Origin of the sequence: Serratia liquefaciens, assembly GCF_027594825.1 — a bacterium.
Taxonomy (GTDB): domain Bacteria; phylum Pseudomonadota; class Gammaproteobacteria; order Enterobacterales; family Enterobacteriaceae; genus Serratia; species Serratia liquefaciens_A.
Window position 1 is genome coordinate 344,188 of record NZ_CP088930.1, and the last position, 13,177, is coordinate 357,364.

12 protein-coding genes are annotated in these 13,177 nt (G+C 54.2%); 7 read left to right on the forward strand and 5 right to left on the reverse strand.

The window, feature by feature from the left end; translation table 11 throughout:
* Nucleotides 1-13: 13 nt before the first annotated feature.
* A complete protein-coding gene (locus LQ945_RS01490) occupies nt 14-964 on the forward strand; it encodes a sulfonate ABC transporter substrate-binding protein (protein WP_270103034.1) in 951 nt (316 codons plus the stop codon).
* A 264-nt stretch (nt 965-1,228) separates the two neighbouring features.
* On the opposite strand, the gene LQ945_RS01495 is transcribed toward LQ945_RS01490, so the two are convergent.
* The 4 genes from LQ945_RS01495 to LQ945_RS01510 form a co-directional block, all read right to left on the reverse strand.
* Nucleotides 1,229-3,058 carry a family 2A encapsulin nanocompartment cargo protein cysteine desulfurase gene (locus LQ945_RS01495; RefSeq protein ID WP_270102133.1) on the reverse strand — a complete coding sequence of 610 codons (1,830 nt, stop codon included), beginning with the start codon at nt 3,056-3,058 and terminating at the stop codon, nt 1,229-1,231.
* Nucleotides 3,033-3,965, reverse strand: a complete 933-nt coding sequence (locus LQ945_RS01500; RefSeq protein WP_044551286.1) for a family 2A encapsulin nanocompartment shell protein — start codon at nt 3,963-3,965, stop codon at nt 3,033-3,035. The genes LQ945_RS01495 and LQ945_RS01500 overlap by 26 nt, the downstream gene beginning before the upstream one ends.
* Nucleotides 3,966-4,107: 142 nt before the next feature.
* On the reverse strand, nt 4,108-5,061 hold the full coding sequence (epsC, locus tag LQ945_RS01505; RefSeq protein WP_270102134.1) for a serine O-acetyltransferase EpsC: 954 nt from the start codon (nt 5,059-5,061) through the stop codon (nt 4,108-4,110).
* Between the two features lie 53 nt (nt 5,062-5,114).
* Complete coding sequence (locus tag LQ945_RS01510; protein ID WP_269935535.1) at nt 5,115-5,552, reverse strand: rhodanese-like domain-containing protein; 438 nt, start codon at nt 5,550-5,552, stop codon at nt 5,115-5,117.
* Nucleotides 5,553-5,900: 348 nt separating this feature from the next.
* Between LQ945_RS01510 and LQ945_RS01515 the strand changes: the two genes are divergently transcribed.
* The 4 genes from LQ945_RS01515 to LQ945_RS01530 all read left to right on the forward strand — a co-directional run bounded on the left by LQ945_RS01515 (nt 5,901) and on the right by LQ945_RS01530 (nt 10,647).
* Nucleotides 5,901-6,851, forward strand: coding sequence for a 2-hydroxyacid dehydrogenase (locus LQ945_RS01515; protein WP_270102135.1), 951 nt, complete (start codon nt 5,901-5,903; stop codon nt 6,849-6,851).
* Nucleotides 6,852-6,942: 91 nt separating this feature from the next.
* Nucleotides 6,943-8,250, forward strand: coding sequence for an MFS transporter (locus LQ945_RS01520; RefSeq protein WP_270102136.1), 1,308 nt, complete (start codon nt 6,943-6,945; stop codon nt 8,248-8,250).
* Between the two features lie 89 nt (nt 8,251-8,339).
* Nucleotides 8,340-9,074: a MurR/RpiR family transcriptional regulator gene (locus tag LQ945_RS01525; RefSeq protein WP_044551299.1), complete on the forward strand. Its 735-nt coding sequence runs from the start codon at nt 8,340-8,342 to the stop codon at nt 9,072-9,074.
* Nucleotides 9,075-9,210: 136 nt separating this feature from the next.
* Complete coding sequence (locus LQ945_RS01530) at nt 9,211-10,647, forward strand: 6-phospho-beta-glucosidase (protein ID WP_182823673.1); 1,437 nt, start codon at nt 9,211-9,213, stop codon at nt 10,645-10,647.
* Nucleotides 10,648-10,729: 82 nt separating this feature from the next.
* On the opposite strand, the gene LQ945_RS01535 is transcribed toward LQ945_RS01530, so the two are convergent.
* Nucleotides 10,730-11,065: a hypothetical protein gene (locus tag LQ945_RS01535; RefSeq protein ID WP_262239555.1), complete on the reverse strand. Its 336-nt coding sequence runs from the start codon at nt 11,063-11,065 to the stop codon at nt 10,730-10,732.
* 688 nt (nt 11,066-11,753) lie between these two features.
* Between LQ945_RS01535 and pcaH the strand changes: the two genes are divergently transcribed.
* Nucleotides 11,754-12,482 carry a protocatechuate 3,4-dioxygenase subunit beta gene (gene pcaH, locus LQ945_RS01540; RefSeq protein ID WP_044551303.1) on the forward strand — a complete coding sequence of 243 codons (729 nt, stop codon included), beginning with the start codon at nt 11,754-11,756 and terminating at the stop codon, nt 12,480-12,482.
* Nucleotides 12,482-13,105, forward strand: a complete 624-nt coding sequence (gene pcaG / locus LQ945_RS01545; protein WP_270102137.1) for a protocatechuate 3,4-dioxygenase subunit alpha — start codon at nt 12,482-12,484, stop codon at nt 13,103-13,105. The genes pcaH and pcaG overlap by 1 nt, the downstream gene beginning before the upstream one ends.
* Nucleotides 13,106-13,177: the final 72 nt, after the last annotated feature.

Sequence of the window (13,177 nt, forward strand, 5' to 3'; positions counted from 1 at the left end):
ATGGATATTGATGATGAATAAATTGAAAGCCTCTTTGATCGCCGCGTCGCTGCTGTTGGGCACTTGTGCTCTGTCGAACGCGGCGGCACAGGAAACACCACAGCAAATCACCATTGGCTATCAGAAAGCCAATATCTTTGCCCTGTTAAAATACCGTGGCTCGCTGGAGAAGGCCCTGGCGCCTCAGGGCATCAAGCTGCGTTGGATTGAATTCCCCGCTGGGCCGCAGATGCTGGAGGGACTGAACGTGGGCAGCATTGACCTGGCGGCGACTGGCGATGCACCGCCGGCCTTCGCTCAGGCGGCCAAGGCGGATCTGATTTATCTGGGGCATTCGCCGGCCAGCCCGAAAACCGAAGCCATTGTGGTGCCCCAGGATTCGCCGATCAAAACCGTCGCCGACCTCAAAGGCAAACGGGTGGCGCTGAACAAAGGTTCCGACGTCAACTACCTGCTGGTCAGCGCGCTGGAACAGGCCGGATTAAGCTATAAGGACGTTACCCCGGTGTATCTGCCGCCCAGCGACGCTCGCGCCGCCTTCCAGCGTGGCAGCGTCGACGCCTGGGTGATTTGGGATCCTTATTACGCCGAAGTGCAAAGTCATGCCAACGCTCGCCTGCTTAAAGACGCCGAAGGCCTGGTACCGCATTACACCTTCTACCTTGCCAGCCGTCACTTTGCCGAAACCTACCCTGACAGCGCCAAGCTGGTGCTCGACCAGTTGGGAGAACTGAGCACCTGGGCCAACGCGCATCAGGATGAAGCGGCGAAAATCTTGTCACAGAGTACCGGATTGGATCAGGCTATCTGGGCCAAAGCCCTCGCCCGCATGCCGTTTGGCAGCCAGCGCATGACCCCGGAGGTGTTCGCGCAACAGCAGCAACTGGCGGATAAGTTTACCGCCATCGGTCTCCTCCCGGTCAAGGTGGATGTCGGCAGCGCACGCTGGTCAGAAGATAAGTAAGTGACTGATTATTTATCTATTAATTCGACTAGCAAAGTCATATTCGGCATTTAACCGCCGGGGAGATTTAGATTATGATTCTTGCCTGTCTCTGAGGTTTGTTTCAGGGCCTGTCTACCGGAATTTTTTGTCCTTGTTTTGTTCGTCGTGAACGCTTGGCCGCACCTCTGTGCGGCTTTTTATTTTTTGGGGTACTGGCCTGCTGATGGCATAAAAAAACCGGCACCGATTGCTCCGTGCCGGTTGTGCCTTATCGCGCCGGGGCTAGCGCCCTTTGGCCAGCTTATGCAAGGTGGCGGCCAACAGATCCACTTCCTCGTGGGTGTTGTAAAATGCCAATGACGGCCGCACCGTAGTTTCTACGCCGAAGCGTCGCAAGATCGGTTGAGCGCAATGATGACCGGATCGCACCGCAATGCCCTCACGGTTGAGCGCATTCCCCACCTCTTCGGTGCGATAACCACTCAAAACGAATGACAGCACGCTGGCCTTATTGGCCGCAGTGCCAATCAGTCGCAGGCCGGGAATGCGGATCAACTGCTCGGTGGCATACTCCAGCAGCTCATGCTCGTAGCGGTTGATGTTATCCAGCCCCAGACGTTCGACATAGTCCACCGCCGCCCCCAATCCTACCGCATCGGCAATGTTACCGGTGCCGGCTTCAAATCTGGCCGGTGCCGGTTGGTACAGCGTTTTCTCAAAAGTGACGTCGGCAATCATGTTGCCGCCCCCTTGCCACGGCGGCAAGGTTTCCAGCAGCTCAGCCTTGCCGTACACCGCCCCAATACCGGTAGGAGCAAACACCTTATGGCCGGAGAACACGTAAAAATCCGCGTCCAGCGCCTGCACGTTGACCTTCAGGTGAGAGACCGCCTGCGCACCGTCGACCAAAACCCGGGCGCCAGCCTGATGAGCCAGTGCAATCACCTGCTCCACTGGCGTAACCGTGCCCAAGGCATTGGAGACCTGAGTGATCGAAACCAACCGGGTGCGCGGTGACAATAACTTGCGGTACTCGTCCAGCAGGATTTGCCCGCTGTCATCAACCGGGATCACCCGAATCTTGGCTCCCACGCTGGCCGCAAGCTGCTGCCAGGGCACAATGTTGGCGTGGTGCTCCAACTGCGAAACCACGATTTCATCTCCCTCGCCGATGTATTTACGACCAAAGGTATTGGCAATCAGGTTAATGGCCTCGGTTGCGCCACGGGTGAAGACGATTTCCGCCGGTGATTTGGCCCCCAGAAAACGGGCCACGCTGTTTCTGGCCCCCTCATAGGCATCCGTTGCTCTGGCGGCAAGCTCATGCGCCGCGCGGTGAATGTTTGAGTTTTCATGGGCGTAGAAATACGCCAGCCGATCGATAACCACCTGCGGCTTATGGGTGGTCGCCGCATTGTCCAGCCACACCAGGGGTTTACCCTTGACCCGTTCTGCCAGGATGGGAAAGTCCCGGCGTACGGCATGCACATCAAAGCGGCTGCGAGCCCCGTGCTGCGGTACCCCTTCACGCCATTGGTGCCCCTGCTCGAGGAAATAATATTGCCCGCTGGCCGCATCTTGCGCGACGCCGCTGACCGGCGCTGAGTTTGGGGGAAACAATGCGCCAATAACCGCTTCCAGTTCGCCCTTTATCGCCCCGGCAAAGGGTTGATCGCTCAGGTGTTGCTGGCCGGTCAGCGCCTGACTTGCCAGCCCCGCCAGCCCGCTATCCGCAGAGTCCTGCCGCTGTTGAGTCGGGTTATCGCTGAGAAAATAGAACCCGGGCGTTGCTTCAGGAACCCGCGGCTGAGGCAGCGTTGGCGGTGCCAAAAAAGCCTGACGCTGTTGCCCCAGCTGACGGCCGGACGGCGCCTGTGCCTCCAGAGCGTCAGTAGCAAGCGCAGCCTCCAGAACGGGCGCAGCGGTCTGCGGTAATACCCTTGTTGCGCTTTCGCTGCCTGCGGCTTGTTGCAGCCCGGCGCCCAGTTCCTTTCCAGGCAGCGTGCTGAAGATCTGATTAGCCAGCGTGGCCAACGCGTTAACGTCAGGCAAACCGGCCGGCGGCGCGGCTTGGTGAGGCAGTGCGTTATTTGTAGCTGTCTGGATAGTCATGATATTTGCTCACATCAACATCGTCTAAAACGGCAACGGCATCTTCAGTCAGAACCGCCAATGAGCAGTAAAGCGAGATCAGGTAGGAAGCGATCGCATTGCGGTTAATGCCCATAAACCGCACCGACAACCCCGGGCTCTGCTCACCGGCGACGCCCGGCTGATACAGACCAATGACGCCCTGACGCTTTTCCCCGGTACGCAGCAGAATAATTTTGGTTTTACCCTCTTCGTCGATCGGCAGCTTATCCGAAGGGATCAGCGGCAAGCCGCGCCAGGTCAGGAACTGCGAGCCAAACAGGCTGACGGTTGGCGGCGGTACGCCACGGCGCGTGCACTCACGCCCGAAGGCCGCGATGGCTAATGGATGAGCCAGGAAGAAGCCGGGCTCTTTCCATACTTTGGTGATCAATTCATCCAGATCGTCCGGCGTCGGCGCCCCGGTCAGCGTAGAGATACGTTGGGCGTCATCAACGCTGGCCAATAAACCGTATTCAGGGTTATTGATCAGCTCGTTTTCCTGGCGTTCTTTAATGGTTTCAATCGTCAAACGCAGCTGCTCGCGGATCTGATCGTGCGGGCTGCTGTACAAATCCGACACCCGGGTGTGTACATCCAGAATGGTGGTTACGGCATTGAGGAAATATTCACGTGGCGCCTCTTCGTAATCCACATAGGTCTGCGGCAATAACCCCTCGTCGCGCTGCGAGCAGGCCACCTGCACATTTAATGGATTTTTGACCTTGTTAAGACGAAATATCCCCGCTTCGACCGGTGTCCACTGCAGCAAATGCACCAGCCAGCGTGGCGTGAGAATAGATAATTGCGGGACGGTCTTCGTCGCGTTAGCCAATTGCCGCGCGGCATTATCCCCTAATGCAAGCCGGGCATCATTTTGTTGAGACATGGTTGTTTCTCCTGAAAAAATAGGCTGGTGATAAATAATGATTAATTGCCGGTTAAATAGCGCGTTAAATAGATGCTGGAATTATTGATTTTGTTTCGCAGACCTCACTGCGAAATAATCAGGATTAATAAAATACGCCAAATTAAATTCCAGAGCCGAATTCATGACTGTCGCTCTGAATATTTGCCTGGCGAATATTACTGCCGGGTTTGACGCTGCGCGTCAGCCAGACATTACCGCCAATGGAAGACCCTTTCCCAATAGTGATCCTGCCCAACAACGTAGCGCCGGCGTAGATCACCACATCATCTTCAATAATCGGATGACGCGGCTGCCCTTTCTGCAGAATGCCGGACTCTTCGGTGACAAAGCGCTTGGCTCCCAACGTGACAGCCTGATAGATACGCACCCGTTTACCGATAATCGCAGTTTCTCCAATCACGACGCCGGTGCCGTGATCGATAAAAAAGCCGTCATCAATTTGCGCTCCGGGATGAATATCGATACCGGTTTCTCCGTGAGCCTTTTCGGCGATGATGCGTGCCAACAGGGGAACGCCTGCCCGATAGAAATAGTGTGCCAAACGGTGATGGATAATGGCGTTAACACCAGGGAAACACAGTAAAACCTCATCCACACTCCGTGCCGAAGGGTCTCCGTGATAGGCGGCCAGAATATCGCTGTCCAACCGGCGGCGAATGGCGGGCAGCACGGCGGCGAATTGACGCACCAATGTCACCGCCTGTGTATTCAGTGCATCCCCCTGCTCGCCGTCTTCGTCCTCGGAACAGCTAAAACCAAGCGCCAGCCGCACCTGAATCAATAGAGCATTCAGCACGGCATCCAATGCATGGCCGACGAAGTAATCTTCACTTTCATGGCGCAGATCGTCCGGGCCCAGGCGCATGGGAAATAATATCGCCCGCAGCGATTCGGCAATCTCGTTGACTGCGCTCTTCGATGGCAGCTCCTTTTGCCCGGAAACTGAGGCCTGACCGCTGTGTTCACGCCAGTGCAATCTCGCTGAACGCAACTCGTTGACGATATCGGCCAGTTGCCAGTTGGTATTTTCTTTTAACGGTAAAAAGCGAGTCATAATTCCCTCTGTTTATCTGATAACACCCCATGACCCACCAAGGACAAGCGCCGTTAATACGTTTTAAACCAGGGCAGATGCCGCGCAGCTTCGAAGCCACCCAGCACACCGTAAACCTGCGTATAACCGGCTTTCTGGGCGGCTAACACCGCGTCCGCAGAACGTTTTCCGGTTTGGCACAGCAGGAGCAGCGGGTGCTGCTTGTCGACAACCTTGCTTAATTCAAGGAAAAAACGCGGATTGCGGATTTTGTTCGAACCGGTCAGCCAGGGAACCAAAGAGGATTGTTCAACATAGCCAAATGTCTTTCGCTCTTCCGGACTGCGGATATCCACCAAGACGGCTGACCCGCTGTTGAACAGTTGCCAACTGGCCTCCGGTGTCAAGTCACGCTCAAAGACGTCAGCATTTTGCGTGCCGGGGTTATTCGCATTCGCGTTGGGATTGTTTATAAACGTCTGCGCCGTTGTGTAATGTGGCGATATGGACATATTCACCTCCGGTATATTCTCTATTTTTCAGTAAGGTTGTTTTCCTTCATTAACCTCAATCTATTACCCTTTCTCAGTGACAATAAATAACTTTTCATTAGGGCTTATAGTAAAAGCGTCTAGTTCGCCTTAGCTAAATTAACGCTAATAAAAACTGTTTTTTCACTTATCCCTTTGCCTTTAATCTGGTCATGTTACAGCGCGCTGTTACCCGTTTTCACCCGTTGATCACATTACGGGTAACACAGTTTGTTAACACTCTTCAGCGTGATATCTGTCGCAAAACCGCCTGCCGAAAACCGCTTTTATAGCATTAACCCAGCAACGCTAATTTTGACAGGTGAAACCATGACCAACTCTGCTCCCGATAAAGTGCTGTTAATTGCCCCAGTGATGGAAAACCTGTTGGCCCGTCTCGAAGCTAATTATGCGGTACACCGGCTGTATGAGCAGGCTGACCCAGCCGCTTTTCTGGCTGAAAAAGGCGACGATTTCCATGCGATAGTCACCCGTGGTGATATCGGCGTAACCACACCGGTACTAGAACAATTACCCAACCTCGGGCTGATTGCGGTGTTTGGCGTAGGTACTGACGCGATTGATCTGAATTACACCCGTAAACACGGCATTGCCGTCACCATTACCTCGGGCGCCTTGACGGAAGACGTGGCGGATATGGCTCTGGGATTGTTGCTGGCTACCGCTCGTCAGCTGTGCCACAACGATCGTTTTGTGCGTGAAGGTCGCTGGCTGAAGGAAGCGCCTGGCCTGTCGGTGCAGGTCAGCGGCAAACGGCTGGGCATTTTCGGCATGGGCAATATCGGCCGCGCCATCGCCCAACGCGCCGCCGGTTTCAATATGCGCATCCAATACGCCAGCCGCACGCAGGACAGTTCGCTGCCCTATCGCTATTTCCCGGACCTGCTGGCATTAGCGCGGGAAAGCGACTTCTTTATCATTGCCATTTCCGGCGGTAAAGACAGCGCCGGCCTGGTGGACAAGGCGGTGTTCGACGCCCTGCCGCCGCATGCCCTGGTGATTAACATTGCTCGCGGCAGCATCGTTAACCAACCCGACCTGATTGCCGCCCTGCAAAGCGGCGCCATCGCCGGTGCCGGGCTGGACGTTTATGCTCACGAACCCGAGGTGCCTGCCGAACTGATCGCCATGGAAAACGTGGTGCTGCAACCGCATATCGCCAGCGCCACCCAGGAAACCCGGCAAAAGATGAGCGATATCGTGTTTAGCAACGTTGAAGCTTTCTTCAATCGGGCGCCGCTGCCCCACGCCATTGAATAATTAACGCGTTTTCTTTTCGATTTTATTACTGCCGAACCACAGAACCTCTTTAACGAGAGGTTCTCCCTGCGCCCTGTAAAGAGAGATCGCCATGGATAATAAAATACCCAACACCCGCTGGCTGCGGGTTATTGCCCCGATCCTGATCGCCTGCATTATTTCCTTTATGGACCGGGTTAATATCAGTTTCGCACTGCCCGGCGGTATGGAAAGCGATCTGGGCATCACCAGCCAGATGGCCGGGCTGGCCAGCGGCATCTTCTTTATCGGCTACCTGTTTTTGCAGGTTCCCGGCGGGCGCATTGCGGTCAACGGCAGCGGCAAGCGTTTTATTGCCTGGTCGTTGTGCGCCTGGGCGGTAGTCTCGGTGGCGACCGGTTTTGTCACTAACCACTATCAACTGTTGGTGTTGCGCTTCGTGTTGGGCATTTCCGAGGGCGGCATGTTACCGGTGGTGCTGACCATGATCAGCAACTGGTTCCCGGAAAAAGAACTGGGTCGCGCCAACGCCTTTGTCATGATGTTTGCCCCTTTGGGCGGTATGCTTACCGCACCGATTTCCGGCGCCATCATTAATCAGCTCGACTGGCGCTGGCTGTTTATCCTCGAAGGCCTGCTGTCGCTGGTGGTATTGGCCGTTTGGTGGTTGCTGATCAGCAATCGTCCGCAGGAAGCACGCTGGTTGCCGGCCCGTGAGCGTGAGTATCTGATCGCCGAACTGACGCGTGAACGGCAAGCGCGCAGCAGCCTGCAGCCGGTCAGCAAGGCGCCGTTGAGAGACGTCTTTCGCAACAAAGGGCTGATGAAGCTGGTGCTGCTGAACTTTTTCTATCAAACCGGCGACTACGGCTACACCCTGTGGCTGCCCACCATTTTGAAGAACCTCACCGGCGGTAACATGGCCTCGGTCGGTTTCCTGGCGATTTTGCCGTTCGTCGCCACCCTGTTGGGGATCTACCTGATTTCGGTGCTGACCGACAAAACCGGCAAGCGCCGCCTGTGGGTGATGGTTTCTCTGTTCTGCTTCGCGGCGGCGCTGCTGGCTTCGGTGGTGCTGCGTCATAACGTGGTGGCGGCCTACATCGCGTTGGTGGTGTGCGGCTTCTTCCTCAAAGCCGCCACCAGCCCGTTCTGGTCAATGCCGGGGCGTATCGCCTCGGCAGAAGTCGCCGGCGGCGCGCGCGGTGTGATTAACGGACTCGGCAACCTGGGCGGCTTCTGCGGGCCTTATCTGGTGGGGGTGATGATCTACCTGTATGGTCAGAACGTGGCGGTATGCGCTCTGGCAGTCTCACTGATCATCGCCGGCATCATCGCCTGGCGCTTGCCGAAGGAATGTGACCTGACCGGCAGCGAACCGGCGCACGACAAGCTGCTGGACAACGCCAAACGGGCCTGAATAACAACGAAAACCACGAGCGGGCTACGGCAAAATTTGCTATGTTAGCCCGCTGATTAAGGTCTGTTGTTACTCGCTGGATTAGGTCTATGTTTACCCATAAAGCAATCGCCGAACTCAATGCGCTGGAATTGTTGGTCTATAACTACATCACCAAAAACAAGAACCCGGTGATGTATATGACCATCCGCGAACTGGCCGAGGCCGCCGGGGTATCCACCACTACCGTACTGCGCTTTTGCAAGAAAATGGGCTGCGACGGCTACTCCGAATTTCGCATCCGTTTTAAGCTGTATCTTGAGCAGACTGAAGCACCGCCGGTGGATTTCGGCACCAGCGAAATCATCAGCTTCTTTAAAAGCATTAACAACGACGAATTTAATCAACTGATAGACCAGGCGGTACAGCATATTGCCGCCGCTGAGCGCATTATTTTCGTCGGCGTCAGCACCTCCGGAGCATTGGGGAAATACGGTGCGCGTTTCTTTTCCAACGTCGGAAAATTCAGCACCCATATCGACGATCCTTATTACCCCATCAATAGCGACATGTATAAAAGCGCGGTCGCAATAATACTTTCGGTGTCTGGAGAGACCGAAGAAATTTTGCGCCTCGCCAGCCAGTTCAGCCTGCACCACTGCAAAATCATCAGCATCACCAACAACGAGACTTCCTCACTGGCGCGCATGGCGGACTTCAACCTCTCTTACCACGTTCCCCCGCAGCTGATCGCCGGGCAACACAATATCACCACCCAAATCCCGGTCATTTACATTATCGAGACCATCGGCAAGCGGCTGGGGCATATTAATTACGCAAAATAAAACAGCCTGTTTTTTTAATGTGACACGTCACCTGAACGGTAATTTGTTATATCGTGACATTCCATTTCAGCTTGCTACTATATTCTCATTCCGGCAGTTCAGTGCTTTCTGATAATAATCCGATGAGAAACCTATGATGAAACAACAACAGTTACCGAAAGATTTTCTGTGGGGCGGTGCCGTAGCGGCGCACCAGGTTGAAGGCGGTTGGGATCAGGGCGGCAAAGGCCCAAGCATTGCCGACGTGTTGTCTGGCGGCTCTCACGGTGTGGATCGCGTTATGACCGACGGGGTGCAGGAAGGCTATCGTTACCCTAATCACGAAGCGGTGGACTTTTACGGCCGTTACAAGCAGGACGTGGCGTTATTCGCCGAAATGGGCTTTAAGTGCTTCCGCACCTCTATCGCCTGGACGCGTATCTTTCCGAATGGCGACGAGCAAGAGCCAAACGAAGCCGGCCTGCAGTTTTACGACGATTTGTTTGACGAGCTGCTGAAATACAATATCCAGCCGGTAATCACCCTGTCCCACTTTGAAATGCCTTATCACCTGGTGAAGGAATATGGCGGCTGGAAGAACCGACAGGTCGTCGATTTCTTCGTGCGCTTCAGCGAAGTGGTGCTGCGCCGTTATCAGCACAAAGTGAAATACTGGATGACCTTTAACGAGATCAACAACCAGAGTAACTACCAGTATCCGCTGTTTGGCTACTGCTGCTCCGGCGTGGTGTATACCCAGGAAGAGAACCCGGAACAGACGCTGTATCAGGTGTTGCACCATCAGTTTGTCGCCAGCGCCCTGGTAGTGAAACTCGGTCACCAGATTAACCCGGAATTCAAAATTGGCTGCATGCTGGCCTGCGTCCCCTTCTACCCGTACTCCTGCAAACCGGACGACGTCATGTACAGCGTCGAAGCCATGCACTCACGCTACCTGTACACCGACGTACAAGTGCGAGGCTACTATCCGTCGTACCTGCTGCGAGACTGGGAGCGCAAAGGTTTCCAGATTGAGATGCAACCGCAGGACGAACAAACCCTGCGTGAAGGCTGCGCGGACTACATCGGTTTCAGCTACTACATGAGCAACGCCCTGCAGGCCGATGCGGTGAGCAGCGACAATGAGATGTTCAGTTTCCCCGGTAACGTGCCGAACCCGCATGTCAAAGCCTCCGACTGGGGCTGGCAAATTGACCCGGTCGGGCTGCGTTACTCGCTGAACGTGCTATACGAACGTTACCAGAAACCGCTGTTTATCGTTGAGAACGGCTTCGGTGCATTCGATACGGTTGAGGCTGACGGTCAGATCAACGATGACTATCGCATCGACTATCTGCGTGCGCACATCGAGCAGATGAAAAAGGCGGTTATCGAAGACGGCGTGGACCTGATCGGTTACACCCCGTGGGGCTGCATCGACTGCGTGTCCTTCACCACCGGTGAATACGGCAAGCGTTACGGCTTTATCTACGTCGACAAACACGATGATGGCACCGGCACCCTCGAGCGCTCGCGCAAAAAGAGCTTCGACTGGTACCGCACCGTGATCGCCAGCAACGGCGAACAGCTTTAACACCGGCGTTTTTCAGGAAAAACATGATGAGCCACGTCCCTGTGGCTCATTCTTAATTTGTCATGGTCAGAGCCATCACGAGTTAAAAGCCCCAAACATCTCTCTGAAATCTACTCCAACCGATCCTTAGAATATCCTCCAGAGAAAAACTGCTGGCCCCACCAGAAGGTTGCCACGTACCGATTAAACCGGAGTTATAGTTGGGGTTATAGGATCCAATACCTTGAGTAACAGCCGGTGCTGTTTGATAACCATTTGAAATTCCGTCATAAAGCTCCCCTGCGACATAAACGGCAGCAAGAGATGCCTGACCATTTTTGGTCAGTGCAAGAGTAGCACCACCAGCCCCCCATTGGACCAGGTCCCGCCCACCTGCGCCCCCCACAAATCCTAAATCATTTATATTCATTTCCTTCATTTTCGAACTCCATTTTAATTAAAAATCAAACATCCGTTTTTGACATTCTCACGTGGTTAATTAAAACAATAAAAACACCAATAAAAAAGGAAGAAATACACATTAAAAATAGAGTGACCGCGCCTTCAAAACCATTTAGTGAATTTATGTATTTCACCGTGCAGATAACCGTAAACATTGTGAAGGAGTAATGTAACACCTCTCTTGCTTTGTTTTTCACGAACCACCTCACTTCACGTTAATTTTCATGGCATTACAAACAACCACCACCACACAATAGAAATAAAATTAAATGATATCTCTGGAGATTTAAAATCGATCAACACCTCAGGAATGTCAACCACAAAATTTAATTTCCATGATTTATCCCCATGGAATACCGATTGCTTTTAATGCAGGTAATAATTCAAAAAAATAAATAGAAAACCTCATTCAAAAACAGTTAATAAGATATTTAATTAATTTCCCATAAGGGTATCTCAGCATTTTAAAATGAGGGCATGATGTACAAAAGATACACCATCATCACATAACCTCAGGTTAAGTAAAACACTGCAAATTTCACTTTATCGTAACACTCTGGCTTGCGAGACTCAGACGGGGGAATGAGCTTCACGCCCCTTCGCGCTGACACAACAATAAAACAGATCAGCCCTCTGCACCCTGCCTACGCCATGAGGATTTCCGCATGAGCCAGATTAACGAACTGTATCAACGTAACTACGATCTGCACCCGCCGGTGCTGGTGCCGGAATACAAAACCAGCGTGTTGCGTTCACCCAAAAACGCACTGATATCGCTGCAGAATTCACTGTCGGAGATCACCGGTCCGGTGTTCGGTCAGCATGAACTCGGCCGACTGGATAACGACCTGATCCTCAATTACGCCAAGCAAGGCTTGCCGATCGGTGAACGGATTATCGTGCACGGCTACGTGCGCGATGAAAACGGTCTGCCGATGCGCAATGCGCTGGTCGAAGTGTGGCAAGCCAACGCCGGTGGGCGTTATCGCCATAAGAAAGACCAGTATCTGGCGCCGATCGATCCCAACTTCGGTGGCTGCGGACGGGTATTGACCGACGATAACGGCTATTACTTTTTCCGCACCATCAAACCCGGCCCCTATCCCTGGCGCAATCGGGTCAATGACTGGCGCCCGGCCCATATTCATTTCTCGCTGTCCGGCGACGCCTTCGCCCAACGCCTGATTACCCAGATGTACTTCGAGGGCGATCCGCTGATTGCCAGTTGCCCGATCGTCCGCGCCATCAAAAATGACGATGCGGTGCGCACCCTGATCGCCGGACTGGACAAAACCGCCTCGGTGCAACTGGACAGCCTGGCCTACCGTTTCGATCTGGTGTTGCGCGGCCACCGCGCCACCTTGTTTGAAAACCGCCTGCAGGGGAAAGCATAATGCCACTACAGTATCTGCCGGAAACGCCGTCACAAACCGCCGGGCCTTACGTGCATATCGGTCTTGCGCCGCTGGCGGCCGGCTTCGAGATTTTCGAAAACAACTTCGGTCACGTGTTGACCCAGCCGGAGACCCAGGGACAACGCATCACCCTGGAGGGCCGGGTATTCGACGGCAGCGGCACGCCGATCCGCGACGTGCTGCTGGAAATTTGGCAGGCCAACGCCCATGGCCGTTACAACCACCCGAGCGATCTGCAACAGTACAAACCGCTCGATGCCACGTTCCGTGGCTGGGGACGCAGCTGCTCCGATTTCGACACCGGGCTCTATCGTTTTGAAACCATCAAACCGGGCGCCGTTTGTGGCCGTGACGGGCGAATGATGGCACCGCACATCAACCTGTGGATCGTCGCTCGCGGGATTAATCTTGGGTTACATACCCGGCTGTATTTTGCCGATGAGGCGGCGGCCAACCAGCAGGATCCGGTGCTGAACCTGATTGAGCTGGAAGTGCGGCGTAAAACGCTGATTGCGCAGCCGGAGCGTCGGGGCGAAGAGTGGGTGTACCATTTTGACATTGTGATCCAGGGCGAAGGCGAAACGGTGTTTTTCGATCTCTGATGCTCTTGGAGCGCGGCCGCAGAAATATGCACGCCAGTACAAATATGCGGCCGCCGTCACTTGTTACCTCTG